Consider the following 14669-nt stretch of genomic DNA (forward strand, 5'->3'; position numbering starts at 1 on the left):
ACCCAGAGGTCGCACCTGACCCAGTTGAATGGCTGGCTACGACGGAAGCAAACCGTCTTGCCGCCGTACGGCGGTTCCACCAGAGCGCTAAGCACGACACCGGAAGTCCTCAGTTGCATGCGGCCATTCACGTCGTTGTAGAAACCCAGCTCGCCGAGCGCCATCCAGCCGCCACCGATGCGATGAATCGATTGATGGCCGACGGGCTTCGACGCCACGAAGCGTTACACGCGATCGGCTCCGTCGTGGCAGCGGAAATATTCGACATCGTGAAGTCAAAGCGAATTCACAATCCTGAGGCCTATTCGCGCGAGCTGCAGCACCTGACGGCGGCTGCGTGGCGTACGGGTTACGGTGAGCAATCTTGAGCGCAAGCGGCCGTCCAACAACAGGCTCTAGCTGGCCAGCTCGGCGCCGGCCGCTCAGCCTGACCGTTGGGCCGACGGGCACGCAGCTACAGGTTTTCGAGGAGACGGTCGTACCCAGCGTGCGTGCCGATCCAGAACCAATTGATCTCGTTATCGTCCAGAAGCCCAAGGAGCGCGGTATCCCAGGGTCACGCGAACGGAGTAGATAGGATCGCGATCGTGAACCTTCTTGAACTGAAGGCTTGGGTACCGAGCGTTCTCGCGGAACAGCTGATACGCCTTCCGAGCGGCTTCCCTGATCTCAGGTGGAAGCTCGCGATACGCCGCCCAGAAGCGCGGTGTCGCATGCGAGGTCACAGCTTGTCGGGATCGAGTTCCGTCCCTCTGCCGGCGGCGCGGTCAAAGCGGACTCGGGTCGATGTCTCGAGGCTCGGTGCAACGATCCGTACTAGGACAGCCGTGGTGGATGACGGAAGAGCACGCCGTAGTCGTCGCTGAAGGCAGCCCGGCGCGTGGAGGTCCGCCGAATCAGAGATAGTTCGGGAACATGCGGCGGAAGGTATCGACGGGCGCGCGTGAGCGGAAGTAGGGCATCTGGCTCGTAGAGTACTCGGCGCCACCGCGGAAGATGATGGACGCGGTGGCGAGGACCTTGCCGGCCGAGGTCCCGAGCGCGAGCTCGCTCCGCCAGAACGTGCGCTTGCGGTCCACGGGCGCGACGCGGTCGAAGCGCCCCGCCGCCACCACGGCGGCGTCGCCGGGTAGCTCGGGCTCGAGGATGCTGATGGCGAGACGATTCGTGAGCCCCCCTTCCTTCATGACGAGCGCGCCGAGCCACCAGGCGACCTCGTCGAGCAGCACGGGGACGAGCGCGGGGTGCAGTCGCTCATCATGGAGCCGCCAGGGCCGGCGCGGCTCGAGCCGAGCCCACACGCCCTCATCATCGAAGGCGAGCGCCACCTGGAGCCCGAGGGGATTCCGCGCGCCGCAGGCCAGGCAGTCCTCCGACATCGGCAGCGTCACGCCTTGAGTGCCTCCCCACCAGGGGGCAGCGAGGCGCTCAGTCTCGAGAGCGGCCACGGTGCCGCTCGTCAGGATGTGGCCACCCTGCGAGATGGTGAGAGCGGCCGTGCCATCGGCATGATCCGCGGCGATCTCCAGGGCTGATTCGGTTGGCACCGAGGCGGTGAGTCGGCCTTCGAGCCGGCGCGGCCCGAGCGGCCGCCCGAGACGCGCGGCGGCGGCATCCACGAGGGCCACGAGGCAGCCGCCGTGCACGATGCCCGGCCAGCTCTGAAGCAGCCGCGGCGCCTCGAGGCGGCCGGGGCCGGGGCCGTGGAGGTGCAGGGCCTGCTCGAAGGCGCGCGCGATGGTGTCCGGCGCCAAGGCTATGCGGAGCGCGTGCTACACTCGACGCGAATCATGACGGCGGCCATTCTACGACGTGGAGAAAGCAGGCCGCAATATTCAGCCCTCGCCTCACCGCTCTCCTCGCGTTCGGCTCGTCGGGAGCGTTTCGGCTCGAAATTCAATTCGTGATTCGCGACTCGGAGTTTCTCCTCGGCGGGCCGTTCGCCCAGGCCGCGCTCACCAGCTTCTTCTTCATGTCCAGCCTCAACTGCTTCATCCTGCTCCCGCTCTACATCCACCGGCTCGGCGGTACCGAGGCGGAGATCGGCATCGTGCAGGGCGCCTACAGCGCCATCGGCATCCTCTGCCAGCCCGTCGTCGGACTCTGGCTCGATCGCGTGGGGCGCCGCGCCTTCATGATTCTGGGCGTGGTGCTCCTGATGGTTTCCTCGGCCTCCTTCATCTTCACGCAGTCGCTGCCCGTCCTGGCCCTCTTGCGCGTGCTCCAGGGCCTCGGCTTCTCGACCTTCTTCGTGGCGAACTACGTCCACGTCGTGGGTCTGGTGCCCGTGGAGCGCCGAGGTTGGGCGCTCGGCATCTACGGTCTCTCGGGCTTTCTCGGCACCGCCCTGGCGCCGGTGGCGGGCGAGATCGTGGTCAACAATCTGGGATTCCGCTGGCTCTTCCTCCTGGCCGTGCTCCTGAGCGGCGTGGCCGCCCTCCTCGTGGCCCGCACCCACGGCATCCATCCGCCGGACATGGGGCGCGGCCCCGGCTTCGAGATGTTCCGCGAAGCGCTCAAGGACGTGCTGCGCGTGCACATGGCCCTCGCCTTCTTCTTCGGGCTGGGGATCGGGGCGATGTTCACCTTCCTGCCGACCTTTGGCGAATCGCTCGGAGTCAGGAGCGTCGCGCTCTACTACACGGCCTACGCGGTGGCGGCCATGGGGGTGCGCGTGGCCGGGGGCAATCTCATCGACACGCAAGGCCGCCGAGCCACCATCATCCCGTCCATGTTCATCCAGGCCGCCTCCGTGGCCATTCTCGCGCTCCTGGCCCTCCAGGTGCGACCGCACATGGCCGTGCCCATCGTGCCCTTCCTCGTCCTGGCGGGGCTGCTGGCGGGGGGCGGACACGGCTTCCTCTACCCCGCGCTTTCGGCTCTTCTGATGGACGTCACCCCCGAACGGCATCGCGGCGGGGCGGTGGGCATCTTCAGCGGCGTCATGCTCATCGGCCAGACGCTGGGCTCCATGATCTTCGGGTACGTCGCGCATGGGTTCGGCTATGCGGTGATGTGGGGCGTGGTCACGCTCCTGCTGACCGCGGGCTTCGTGTTGAGCCACCGGCTCCGCGAGGGGCGCGCCGCGCGCGTCCCCGTCGCCGGTTGACTTGCTCCGGGCCGCCGCCGATACTGCTCTGGCGCGCGAGCAGCGCGCGAAGACTGGAGGATCACGATGACCGTGCTGGCCGCCGTCGTGAGACACGCAGTGCTGATCCTCGTTGTCGTCGTTCTCACCGTGGAAGTCCCGCGGGCGCAGCCGCCGCCCGCCACTCCCCAGGAAGTGAGCGTGGTCGGCCTGTTCGTCAGCCCCGGGAGCGGCCAGCCCCATGTCGTCCTCCAGGGCAAGCGTGACCGTCGGCGATTCGCCATGGCCATCGGGCTCGCCGAGGCGAACGGCATCGCCGTTCCTCTGGAGAATCGCGTGCCCCCGCGCCCGCTCACCCACGACCTCTTCCTCACCCTGTTCGGTCGGCTCCGGGTCACCGTCACCAAGGTGATCATCACGGACCTGCGCGACGACATCTACTACGCCACCGTCTATCTCGATGCCAGCGGCAAAGAGATGCAGCTCGACTCGCGCCCCTCCGACGCCATCGCGCTGGCCATCCGCGCGAAGGCGCCCGTCTTCGCCGAGGAGCGCGTGTTCGACAAGTCGGAGCGGCTGCTGACGCCACCCGCCCCGCCGGGACAGCGGATCTAGCCGGATGGCTCCTGAAGAAGCGAGCAGCGGCGGCGGGGCCGTCCCCTCGAAGCTCGAACCGGACAGCCAGCAGTGGGCCATCCAGCGGCGCATCGAAGACGTCTTCGCCAAGCTCGGAGAGAAGTTCGGCGATCTGACCGGTCGGGTGGAGGTGCGCCTGCGTCCCGACACCACCTTCGAGCAGATCGGCGGGCTGCGGGAGGCCAAGGGCATCGTGCGAAGCCTGGGCACGGCCCTGACCGACCCCGAGCTTTATCGTCAGTGGGGCATCACACCTCCCAAGGGCGTGCTGCTCTTCGGGCCACCCGGCACCGGCAAGTCCCTCCTCGCGCGCGCGCTGGCCACCGAGACAGGCGCCGTTTTCTACCATCTGAAGCTCATGAACCTCACCTCCAAGTTTGGCCCCGCCACGGGAGAGCTCCTGCCGGAGATCCTCACGGTGGCCCGGGAGCAGGGCAAGGGCGTGGTCTTCCTCGACGAGGCCAATGCCCTCTCCCTCGAGCATCTGCTCCCGCCCGCCCAGGCGCGGGAGGCGAGCGCGCGGGTGGTCGCGGCGCTCTGCGAGAAGCTCGACGGGCTCGAGGACTTTTCGCGGCTCATCGTGGTGGGCTCCACGAGCCGGACGGACTCCGTCGACGCCTCGCTGGTGGCCCCCGGGCGCCTCGACCGCCTCGTCGAAGTGGCGCTGCCCGACGGGGTCGCCCAGCAGGAAATCCTGGAGCTGACGCGCCTACGCACCGAGGCGGCCGCCGGCCGCCCGCTCTTCGCCGACCTCGACTACCGCTCCGTGCTGCCCCCCATGGGCGGGATGAGCGGCGCCGAGCTCTCGGAGATCGCCCGCCGCGCCCTCGAGCAGAAGGTGCACGCGGCCGGGCAGGGGCAGGACCCGGGTCTCGTGACCACGCACGATATCCTGCAGCAGATCGACGCTTACCGTCGCATCCGGGAGATGGTCGAAAAAATCCGCTACGGCCAGTACCTCTGAGGCAGGCGGCTAACCCGAACTATTCACGAGCGCGGGTACCGCATCCGGGCCTCCCCCTCACCCTGCCCTCTCCCCCTCCGGGGGCGAGGGATCAAAATGAATCCCTCTCCCTCTCCGAGGGAGAGGGCCGCAGTTCGAGCTGAAGGGCGCAGCCCTGAGGCGAGGGCTGAGTAGATCAGGGTGGCGTTGTCTCGCGAATAGCCCAGGCTAACGCTCGAATCTGAAGGCGCCGATGACGTTGGAAAAGTCGTCGGTCCACGCGCGCGAGCCCGCCAGAGGCCTCGATGATCGCCAGCGCGACGGCGGAGCGATCAGCGTCGCCACGTCTCGGCTGTCGCGGGCCACTATCATCCATGTCGACGTCGCCTTGCCCTGTGCCCGCTCCTCAGCCGTCGGATCATTCTCCTGTATCCAGGCCCCGAGACCGAGGTCCGCGGCGGCCGCTGCCACCACTGGCTCGAGCGTGAGGTAGCGATTGGAGATGTGATAGGCGAGGATGCCGCCCGGCGCCAGCTTCGCGACGTAGCCGGCCATGGCCTCCCGCGTGAGGAGGTGGAGCGGGATCGAATCCGAGCTGAAGGCATCGAGCACGATGAGACTGAAGGCGCCGTCGGGCTGACGCGCGAGGGTCAGGCGCGCGTCGCCCAGGACGATGTCTACCTCTCCCCGGCTGTTCGAGAGGAAGGTGAAGAGCCGCGGATCGTTCGCGATGCGCCGCACGGCCGGATCGATCTCGAAGAAGGTCACCCGCTGGCCAGGCTGACCATAGGCGGCGAGAGATCCCACGCCCAGGCCGACGGCGGCCACGCGGGGCGCATTCCCGCGGGCCGCGAGCGCCGCGAAGACCTGGCCCAGGGGGCCGGTCGGATGGTAGTAGGTCAGCGGCCGGTCCGGATTCTGGGTGTCCTGCATCCCGTGCACCGTGGTGCCGTGGAGGAGCCGACGGAACCGGCCGTGGTCCGTGAGCATGACCCGATGGACGGCAAAGAAGCTCCGCTCCGTGAGGGCGAGCTTCCCGGCAAGCTGGGGCTCCGCCCAGGCCGAGACGAGGAAGAGCGCGCCAAGCGAGAGCGCGAACCGTGCCGGCCTGTCCGAGGCGAGGAAGCAGAGCAGCACCGGGATCCCCACCGTGGCCGCCGTTCTGACCGGGCCCGCATCGAGACCCAGGACATCGCGCGCGAGAGCGATGAGCGCGAAGGTGACGACGCCGATGGCGATGCCGTAGAGGAGATCCGAGTGGCCCGCGCGCGTTTCCGGATGGCGCGGCACCATGAGGGCGCCGGCGGCGGCCAGGGCCAGCGGATACTCGAGGAGCGTATTGAAGACGATGGGGGCGATGAGCCCGGCGAGCACGCCCCCGATGACCCCACCCGTGGTCACCCAGAGATAGAAGACGGTCAGCCGCGCGGGCTCGGGTCTCTGGTCGTACAGGTAAGCGTGGCACATCCAGGCGGCGAGGAAGAAGGCAGCCAGATGGAGCGCCGCGAACTCGGGCTGGGGCTGCTCGAGGACGAGGAGCAGCGCCACGGGCACGAGGAGGAGGGGAAGGAGCCGCGAGAGCGATGGCGTGGGCACAAGCCGGCGCGGCGAGAAGGCCAGGACGAAGCTCAGCAGATAGAGGGCGAGGGGCACCACCCACAGCAGCGGGATGGGCGCGACATTGGTCGTGAGGTAGCTCGTGACCCCCAGGAGCAGGCTCGAGGGTACCGCGGCGAGCGCAAGCCAGCGCAGCACGCGACGGCCGTCGGGAGGGTCGATGACGATGGGTGCGGCGGCCAGATCGGGCGCGGCCGCCACCTCCGCGAAGGTCTCCCGCGGTGACGAGCCACGCGATCGCCGATGGGACCGGAAGACAGAGACGCCGCAGCCGATCACGAGCGCGCAGAGCGCGGCATAGCCGCCGGCCCAGATCCAGCTCTGCTCGGCGAGCCGGAGGCGCGGCTCGAGCAGGAACGGGTAGGCGAGGAGCGCGCAGAGCGAGGCGAGGTTGCTCACGCTGTAGAGGACATACGGCCGCGCGGTCGCCGGATCCTGGCCCGTGATGTACCAGCGTTGCAGGAGCGGGGTGCTGCCCGAGATCGCCAGGAAGGGGAGGCCCACCAGCGCCGCGAGGGCGCCCATGACCAGGAGCGCGGGCGGAGCCGCCTCCACGGCCGCGAGGGCCTGGATGCGGGTGAAGCCGGCATTGCTGGCGCCGAAGGGCAGGGCCGCGAGGGCCACGAGGAGCAGGCTCACGTGCAGGGCGACCTGTCGCCCCAGGGAGAGCCTCGCCGCCGACACGTGGGCATAGGCGTAGCCGAGGAGGAGGGTGGTCTGGAAGAAGACCAGGGACGCCGTCCACACCGGGGGCGCCCAGCCGAAGGTCGGCAGCACCATCTTGCCCACGAGAGGCTGGACGAGGAAGAGGAGAAAGGAGCTCAGGAAGACGGTGAGCGTGAAGAGCGCGCGCATCGCGTGAGGGCTCACGTGACTCTAGCGCGAATTATTCACGAACGCATGTACCGCTTCCTGGCCGCCCTCTTATCTACTCAGCCGTCGCCTCAGGGCTTCGCCCTTCAGCTCGAACTGCGGCCCTCTCCCCCGATGGGGGAGAGGGATAAAAATGAATCCCTCTCCCTCGGAGAGGGAGAGGGTTGGGTGAGGGTGGCGTTGTCTCGCGAATAATCCAGGCTAGATGACGGGAGGCCGTGGTCAACGTCGGCGCCACAGGGTCTGTGCATCGGGCCGCGCATCAATGATACGATGGCCGATCGATGCCGTCGGTCACCAGCATTCGCGTCCGCTACAAGGACACCGACACCATGTCGGTCGTCTACTACGGCAACTACCTGACCTACTTCGAGGTCGCCCGGGTCGAGTACCTGCGCGAGCGAGGGCTGCCCATGTCTCAGGTGAACAAGCGCATCCACATGCCGGTGGTGGAGGCGCTCGTCCGCTATGTCAAGCCGGCCCGGCTCGACGACCTGCTGGAAGTGACATCGCGCGTGGGCGAGCGCAAGCGCGCGAGCTTCACGTTCTTCTACGAGATCAAGAACGAGGCGCGTGAGCTCGTGGCCACGGGGCACACGCGCCATGCCTGCTGGGATCCCGCCACGGCCAGGATGATCGCCATTCCCGACTGGCTCAAGGAGATCATGCCGGATGCCGACCTCGATCCGATCGATCGCTGACATCGCCCGCGAGCTCGGGCTCGCCGACGAGGAGTGGATGCCCTATGGCCGCACCAAGGCCAAGGTCTTGCTGTCCGCGTTGCCGGCCCGCCGCGGCCGGCCCGACGGCAAGCTCGTGGTCGTCTCCGCGATCACGCCCACGCCGGCCGGCGACGGCAAGACCACCATGACCATCGGCCTGGGCCAGGCCCTCTGGCGGATCGGCGCCAAGCCGGTCGTCGCGCTGCGCGAGCCATCCATCGGCCCGACCCTCGGCATGAAGGGCGGCGGCACGGGCGGGGGGCGCGCGCAGGTCGTGCCCATGGAGGAGATCAATCTCCATTTCACGGGCGACTTCCACGCCATCACCTCCGCCCACAACCTCCTGGCCGCGGCCCTCGACAATCACCTCCACCACGGCAATGCCCTGGGCATCGACGTGCGCCAGGTGCTGTGGAAGCGCGTGCTCGACGTCAATGACCGCGCCCTCCGTCAGGTGATCGTGGGGCTGGGCGGCCGCATGGACGGCGTGCCGCGCGAGGCGGGCTTCCTCATCACCTCGGCCTCGGAGATCATGGCGGCCTTGTGTCTGGCCGAGGACCTTGCCGATCTCCGGACGCGCCTGGGCCGCATGCTCGTCGCCCTCCGGGCCGACGGCTCCGCCGTGCTGGCGGACGAGCTCAAGGTCACCGGCGCCATGGCCGCCCTCCTGCGGGACGCCGTGCACCCGAACCTCGTGCAGACCATGGAGGGAACGCCCGCCCTCGTGCACGGCGGGCCGTTCGCCAACATCGCGCACGGCTGCAACTCGGTGGTGGCCACGCGCCTGGCCCTCAAGCTCGGGGACATCTGCCTCACCGAGGCGGGCTTCGCCACCGATCTCGGGGCGGAGAAGTTCTTCGACATCAAGTGCCGGCTGGCCGGCCTGGTTCCCGACGGCGCCATGATCGTGGCGACGACGCGCGCGCTCAAGTATCACGGCGGCGTCCCCATAGCGGACCTGGGCAAGGAAAACGTCGAGGCCCTCGCGCGCGGGCTGGACAATCTCGACGCCCATGTCGCCTCCGTGCGGCAGTTCAAGGTGCCCGTGCTGATCGGGCTCAACCGCTACCCCACCGATACCGACCGCGAACACCAGACAGTGCTGAACTTCTGCCAGCGGCTCGGCGTCCCCGCCTATGTCGCGGACGTGTTCGGCCGCGGCGGCGAGGGCGGGGAAGACCTGGCCAGAGGCCTGCTCAAGCTCCTGGCCTCCGAGCGCTCGGCCTTCACGCCGCTCTATCCGCTGGACGCCCCCATCAAGGCCAAGCTCGAGACCATCGCCACGCAGATCTACGGCGCCGACGGCGTCGAATACCCGAAGAAGGTGGATCGCCAGATCGCCCAGGCCGAAGCGCTGGGCTACGACAAGCTGCCCGTCTGCGTGGCCAAGACGCAGCGGTCGCTCTCCGATGACCCGACGCTGCTCAACCGGCCCCGGGGCTTCATGATCACGATCAACGACCTGCGGATCTCGGCGGGGGCGGGCTTTCTGGTGGCGCTGGCCGGCGACATCACGACCATGCCCGGCCTGCCGCGCAAGCCGAACGCCGAAGGCGTGGACGTCGCGCCCGACGGCAGCATCACGGGCCTCTTCTGAACGCTGTGCTATACTTTTCGACGGTCCGGGAGCGTCGCGGGCCCCGTCTATGATTCAGGTCGACCATCTGACAAAAAGCTATGGGCCGGTCACGGCCATCCAGGACGTCTCCTTCACCGTCGGCAAGGGCCAGATCGTGGGCTTTCTCGGGCCGAACGGCGCGGGCAAGTCGACCACGATGAGAATCCTCTCATGTTTCATGCCGGCCTCGGGCGGCACGGCCCAGGTCGCCGGCTTCGACGTCTTCACCCAGTCTCTCGAGGTGCGCCGCCGCATCGGCTATCTCCCGGAGAACGCTCCCCTCTACGCGGACCTGCCCGTCGCCGCCTACCTCGACTTCGTCGCCGAGGCCAAAGGCGTCGCGCGCGGCGTGCGCCGGGCCAAGGTCGCCGACGTGATGGAGCGCTGCTTCGTCACGGACATGCAGCACCGGCTCATCGGCAAGCTCTCCAAGGGCTATCGCCAGCGGGTCGGCCTCGCTCAGGCGCTCCTGGGCGACCCCGAGGTCCTGATTCTCGACGAGCCGACCATCGGCCTCGACCCGCGACAGATCGCCGAGATCCGCGCCCTCATCAAGTCGCTGGGCGGCCAGCACACGGTGATCCTGTCGACGCATATCCTGCCGGAAGTCTCCATGGTCTGCGACAGCGTCATCATCATCAATCGCGGGCGCATCGTCGCCCAGGGGACGCAGGCGGAGCTGGTGCAGCAGGTCTTTCCCGCCGCGCGGCTCGAGGTGCAGGTGGTCGGCCCCGCCGAGGCCGTGATCGCCGCCCTCAAGGGGCTGCCTGGAGTCACCGGGGTCGAGGCGCTCGACGCGCGCGACGGCGCCGCGCGGTTCCTGATCGAGTCCCCGCGAGAGCGGGACGTGCGCGGCGAGCTGGTCCGCCTGGTGACGGGGCGGGGCTGGGGGCTGCTCGAGCTGCATCAGACGGGCCTCTCCCTCGAGGAGGTGTTCATCCGCGTCGTCGCCGGGGAGGAGCACGCGCCCCAGATCGAGGAAGCCGTGGTCGAGGAGACACGGTGATGGGGTGGCTGCCCGTCTTCAAGAAGGAGATGCGGCTCTACTTCGGCTCCCCCGTGGCCTATGCCGTGGCCACCTTCTTCCTCTTCGTGACGGCCTTTTTCTTCGTGCCCGCCTTCCGGGGCTTCGCCGAGCTGTCGATGCGGGCGGCCATGCAGCCGCAGTTTGGCGGGAACCTGAACGCCACCGAGAGCATCCTCCGGCCGCTCATCTACAACATGGCCGTGGTCCTGCTCTTCTTCATCCCGATGGTGACCATGCGCCTCATCGCCGAGGAGCGGCGGGCGGGCAACATGGAGCTCCTCCTGACCTATCCGCTGCGGGACGGAGAAATCCTGCTGGGCAAGTTTCTCGCCGCCCTCGTCCTCTACATGCTCATCCTGGCCCTCACCCTCTTCTACCCGGTGACCGTGGCCTGGTTCACGCGGCTGGAATGGGGCGCGGTCGCCACTGGCTACCTGGGGCTTCTCCTCATCGGGGCCGCTTTCCTCTCGGTGGGGCTCTTCGTGTCGTCCACGACGGAGAACCAGATCGTGGCGGGCTTCGGCACCTTCGGGGCCCTCCTCGGACTCTGGCTGCTCGGCTGGTTCTCGGACACGACCCAGGGCACCCTCCGTACCGTCGTCCAGCAGGCCGGCATCATCGAGCACATGGATAGCTTCGCCAAGGGCGTCCTCGAGACCAAGGACATCGTGTACTACCTGTCGGTGATCGGGTTCGCGCTCTTCCTGGCCCTGCGCTCGCTGGACTCGCAGCGGTGGCGAGGATAGGCCGGTGAGCCTGCTCAAGCGCTGGGGCATGTCGGCCACCGTGGGATTTCTGCTCGCCGCGGCCGCCCTGGCCCTCTTCGTGCCGTGGCTGATCAGGCTACGCTGGGCTCTCATGATCGCCGCGGGAGTGCTCTTCATCGCCACCGGCGCCGCGAACTGGCGCGAGGGCGCCTCGTTCCTGGGCCGTCGGGGCACGCGCTATGGCGCGAGCGCGGCTCTCCTGGTCGTGCTGGCCCTGGGCATCGTGGTCATGGCCAATGCCGTCTCGGTCCGCTACAGCGCACGGTGGGACCTGACCGAGAACAAGCGCCACAGCCTTTCCTCCCAGACGGTCAAGATCCTCCAGGGGCTCAAGGCCCCTGTCGAGGTCATCGCCTTCTTCCGATCGGATCAGCCCGGCAAGCGCGTCGCCGAGGACCTGCTGAAGCAATACGCCGGAGCCTCCAAGGGCAAGCTCACCTATCGCATGGATGATCCGGACCGGGCGCCGGGACTGGCCAAGCGACTCGGCGTCGAGAGCTATGGCACCCTGGTGCTCCAGAGCGGCGAGAAGTCCGAGAAGGTGCTCGAGGCCGACGAGGAGCGGCTCACCAATGCCCTCGTCAAGGTCACGCGCTCGGGCAAGCGCGTCGTCTACATGCTCAAGGGACATGGCGAGCGCGAGACCGGCAATACCGAGCGTCCGGGCATGAGCCGCGCCAAGGACGAGCTGGAGAAGGCCAACTACGAGCTCAAGGACCTTGTGCTGGCGCGCGATCCCAAGGTCCCCGCCGACGCCTCCGTGGTGATCATCGCGGGGCCGCGCACGGACCTCTTCCCCCAGGAGCTCGAGGCTCTCGACGCCTATCTCTCCAGGGGGGGCAAGATCTTTTTCATGGCCGATCCGTTCCAGGCCGAGGGGCTCGCCAAGTACCTGACCAAGTACGGGATCACCCTCGGCAACGACGTGGTCATCGAGCTCAGCCCCATCGGCCGTCTCTTCGGCGTGGGGCCCGAGGTCCCCGTGATCAACCAGTACGAGCCGCACCCGATCACCAAGGACCTGGGCGGCGTGATGACGCTCTTCCCGATCACCCGCTCGGTCCAGCTGTCGAAGGCCCAGGTCAGGGGCGTCGCGCCGCAGGTGCTCGCGCGGTCGAGCCCGCAGTCCTGGGGCGAGACGGACCGCGTCGCCCTTCAGCGTGGTGAGGTCAAGCCGGATCCCAACGACACGCCGGGTCCCGTCCCCGTCGCGGCCGTGGTCACCCTCGACGTGCTACCGGGCGCCGCCGCCAAGGGCGAAGGCGCCAAGGACGAAGGCGGCAAGGGCGAGGGCGCCAAGGGCGAGGACAAGACGCCGTCCAAGGCGCGCATCGTCGTGGTGGGAACCTCGAACCTCGCCAGCAACCAGTTCCTGGGCGCTCAGGGAAACCGCGATTTCTTCATGAACGTCGTCTCGTGGCTGGCCGACGAGGCGGACCAGGTCGCGGTGCGGCCCCGGGATGCGCGACAGAACCCCATCTTCATCAGCGAAGCGCAGTCCCAGGCCGTGCTGTGGCTGTCCCTCCTCGTGCTGCCCGGCGCGGTGATGGTCTGCGGCATCTTCGTCGTCGTGCACCGCCGTCGCCAGAAGTAGCTCCCGATCATGAGCTGGAAGACCCTGGTCATCCTGGCCGTCATCGCTGTGGGTCTCGGCGGTTTCCTCGTGGTGGACAACTACTGGCTGATCCCGAAGCGGGAAAAGGTCGAAGGCGCCAAGGGCCGTCTGTGGAAAGTAGAACCCAAGGATGTGGAGACGGTCACCATCAAACGCAAGGGCGAGACCATACGTCTCAAGCGGTCGGCTGACGGCTGGGACATGCTCGAGCCCGTGAAGGCGCGAGGTGACCGGGGTGCCGTGGACGAGGTGGTGACGAGCCTGGCCACCCTGCGCGCCGACCGCGAGATCGACCCCAATCCCGCCAAGCTCTCGGACTTCGGGCTCGAGCCGCCCGCGGCCGAGGTCACCCTCGAGGTCAAGGATGGCAAGGCGCCGCTCACGCTCGCCGTGGGCGGCAAGAACCCGACCGGTGTCTGGGTCTATGCCCGCGAAGGCAGCAAGCCCGCCGTGGTCGCCCTGGGGGAATCGGTGTTCCGCGACACCGCGCGTCCCGTCTCCGACTTCAGGGACAAGACGGTGCTTGCCTTCGACCGCAAGAACGTGACCACGGTTGATCTGGATCTCGAGGGCTCCAAGATGACCCTCGAGGCCCTCGAAGGCGGCAAGTGGAAGATCGCCAGGCCCGGGCCCTATCCCGCCGACGCCGATGTGGTCGCGGAGGCCCTCGACAAGCTCGCGGCCGCCAAGGTCAGGGAGTTCGTGGGCCAGCCCAGCTCGCTCGGACCCTATGGCCTCGACAAGCCCTCGAGCATCACCATCTGGCTCGGCAAGGACAAGGACCGCACGTCGAAGACCCTGCTCTTCGGCAAGGTGGACAAGGCGAAGAAGGGCGTCTATGTCGTGCGGCAGGGCGAGCCGGAAGTGCTGCTGACCGGCGAAGAGGTCTGGGACAAGCTGCCCCGGACGGTGGCCGCCGCTCGCGACAAGATCGTCTTCGCCTATGCCTATGACAAGGTGAGCCGCGTCGAGCTCGACCATGGCCGGGGCAAGGTCACCCTCGAGCGCGATGGCATCTCCTGGAAGATCACCGCGCCCGAGTCGCTCACCGCCGATACGAGCGTGGTCAATGCGCTCTTGTGGCGCCTGCGCGATCTGCGCGCCTCGGGCTTCCTCGACGAATCCGCCTCCGGCATCCCCCGCTATCTGGGCAAGCCCGCCGTCACCGTCCGGCTCTGGGAGGAAGGGGCCAAGGAGCCGCGCACCTTCCTGCTCGCCCTGTCGAAAGATCTCAAGGCGGGTGAGTCGACGGGCGTGGCCGCCACAGCGGGGCAGGGACCGGTGGTGATGGTCGAGTCCAAGGCCGTGACCGACCTCGAGAAGACGTCCGCCGACCTGCGCGACAAGACGGTCGTCGCCTCCTTCGACATGAAGGAGGTCAAGCGCGTCCGCGTGGTCGCGGGCGACAAGCGGCTGGTGGTCGAGAAGCGTGGCGAGGACGCGTGGCGGATCGTGGAAGGCGGCAAGGGTAGTGCCAAGGAATTCAAGGTCACGAGTCTGTTGCTGGCCCTCCGCGCGCTGCGCTGGAAGGACATCGCGGCGCCGGATGCCTCCCAGGCACAGAAGTTCGGCCTCGACAAGCCCGAGGTGGAAGTGACCGTGCTCAAGGGCGACGGCAGCGAGATGGCCAAGCTCGCCATCGGGCGTACCGAGGACAAGGTCGCCTATGTCCAGAGCAAGTCCGCGCCCGGCGTGTACGTGGTGGACACCACGGCGCTCGACGACATCCGCAAGGCCCCGACCGACATCCCGGGCTAGGAAGG

General features: G+C 68.1%; 12 protein-coding genes and 1 pseudogene. 10 read left to right on the forward strand and 3 right to left on the reverse strand.

The window, feature by feature from the left end; all coding sequences use genetic code 11:
* Nucleotides 1-368, forward strand: a 368-nt coding sequence (locus VGT00_21500) for a DUF1841 family protein (GenBank protein HEV8534007.1), incomplete at its 5' end; no start/stop codon positions are given.
* Between the two features lie 86 nt (nt 369-454).
* Here VGT00_21500 and VGT00_21505 read toward each other — a convergent pair.
* Together VGT00_21505 and VGT00_21510 are read right to left on the reverse strand one after the other, a co-directional pair.
* Nucleotides 455-725, reverse strand: a pseudogene (locus VGT00_21505) (hypothetical protein).
* 171 nt (nt 726-896) lie between these two features.
* Nucleotides 897-1754 carry a hypothetical protein gene (locus tag VGT00_21510; GenBank protein ID HEV8534008.1) on the reverse strand — a complete coding sequence of 286 codons (858 nt, stop codon included), beginning with the start codon at nt 1752-1754 and terminating at the stop codon, nt 897-899.
* Between the two features lie 149 nt (nt 1755-1903).
* On the opposite strand from VGT00_21510, the gene VGT00_21515 reads away from it, so the two are divergent.
* The 3 genes from VGT00_21515 (at nt 1904) to VGT00_21525 (ending at nt 4688) form a co-directional block, all read left to right on the forward strand.
* On the forward strand, nt 1904-3109 hold the full coding sequence (locus tag VGT00_21515) for an MFS transporter (protein HEV8534009.1): 1206 nt from the start codon (nt 1904-1906) through the stop codon (nt 3107-3109).
* A 66-nt stretch (nt 3110-3175) separates the two neighbouring features.
* Nucleotides 3176-3703 carry a bifunctional nuclease family protein gene (locus VGT00_21520; protein HEV8534010.1) on the forward strand — a complete coding sequence of 176 codons (528 nt, stop codon included), beginning with the start codon at nt 3176-3178 and terminating at the stop codon, nt 3701-3703.
* Nucleotides 3704-3707: 4 nt separating this feature from the next.
* Entirely contained in the window at nt 3708-4688 is a 981-nt protein-coding gene (locus VGT00_21525; protein ID HEV8534011.1) for an ATP-binding protein, read from the forward strand.
* Between the two features lie 207 nt (nt 4689-4895).
* Here the strand turns inward: VGT00_21525 and VGT00_21530 are convergent, their stop codons facing one another.
* Nucleotides 4896-7154, reverse strand: a complete 2259-nt coding sequence (locus tag VGT00_21530; GenBank protein HEV8534012.1) for a fused MFS/spermidine synthase — start codon at nt 7152-7154, stop codon at nt 4896-4898.
* A 287-nt stretch (nt 7155-7441) separates the two neighbouring features.
* Between VGT00_21530 and VGT00_21535 the strand changes: the two genes are divergently transcribed.
* From VGT00_21535 to VGT00_21560, 6 genes are read left to right on the forward strand one after another with little or no spacing between them, the layout of a single operon-like run.
* A complete protein-coding gene (locus tag VGT00_21535; protein ID HEV8534013.1) occupies nt 7442-7858 on the forward strand; it encodes a thioesterase family protein in 417 nt (138 codons plus the stop codon).
* Nucleotides 7830-9476 carry a formate--tetrahydrofolate ligase gene (locus VGT00_21540; GenBank protein HEV8534014.1) on the forward strand — a complete coding sequence of 549 codons (1647 nt, stop codon included), beginning with the start codon at nt 7830-7832 and terminating at the stop codon, nt 9474-9476. The genes VGT00_21535 and VGT00_21540 overlap by 29 nt, the downstream gene beginning before the upstream one ends.
* A 49-nt stretch (nt 9477-9525) precedes the next feature.
* On the forward strand, nt 9526-10503 hold the full coding sequence (locus VGT00_21545; protein ID HEV8534015.1) for an ATP-binding cassette domain-containing protein: 978 nt from the start codon (nt 9526-9528) through the stop codon (nt 10501-10503).
* A complete protein-coding gene (locus VGT00_21550; GenBank protein HEV8534016.1) occupies nt 10503-11270 on the forward strand; it encodes an ABC transporter permease in 768 nt (255 codons plus the stop codon). Before VGT00_21545 ends, VGT00_21550 begins: the two co-directional genes overlap by 1 nt.
* A 4-nt stretch (nt 11271-11274) precedes the next feature.
* Entirely contained in the window at nt 11275-12885 is a 1611-nt protein-coding gene (locus tag VGT00_21555; protein HEV8534017.1) for a Gldg family protein, read from the forward strand.
* A 9-nt stretch (nt 12886-12894) separates the two neighbouring features.
* On the forward strand, nt 12895-14664 hold the full coding sequence (locus VGT00_21560) for a DUF4340 domain-containing protein (protein HEV8534018.1): 1770 nt from the start codon (nt 12895-12897) through the stop codon (nt 14662-14664).
* Nucleotides 14665-14669: the final 5 nt, after the last annotated feature.

The sequence above is a fragment of the Candidatus Methylomirabilota bacterium genome (assembly GCA_036002485.1).
GTDB lineage: Bacteria > Methylomirabilota > Methylomirabilia > Rokubacteriales > CSP1-6 > AR37.

What these genes read in the sequence shown, in the direction of transcription:
- VGT00_21540 (HEV8534014.1), top strand. Translation starts at nt 7,830, where the DNA reads ATGCCGACCTCGATCCGATCGATCGCTGACATCGCCCGCGAGCTCGGG.
- VGT00_21525 (HEV8534011.1), top strand. Translation starts at nt 3,708, where the DNA reads ATGGCTCCTGAAGAAGCGAGCAGCGGCGGCGGGGCCGTCCCCTCGAAG.
- VGT00_21545 (HEV8534015.1), top strand. Translation starts at nt 9,526, where the DNA reads ATGATTCAGGTCGACCATCTGACAAAAAGCTATGGGCCGGTCACGGCC.
- VGT00_21535 (HEV8534013.1), top strand. Translation starts at nt 7,442, where the DNA reads ATGCCGTCGGTCACCAGCATTCGCGTCCGCTACAAGGACACCGACACC.
- VGT00_21560 (HEV8534018.1), top strand. Translation starts at nt 12,895, where the DNA reads ATGAGCTGGAAGACCCTGGTCATCCTGGCCGTCATCGCTGTGGGTCTC.
- VGT00_21520 (HEV8534010.1), top strand. Translation starts at nt 3,176, where the DNA reads ATGACCGTGCTGGCCGCCGTCGTGAGACACGCAGTGCTGATCCTCGTT.
- VGT00_21550 (HEV8534016.1), top strand. Translation starts at nt 10,503, where the DNA reads ATGGGGTGGCTGCCCGTCTTCAAGAAGGAGATGCGGCTCTACTTCGGC.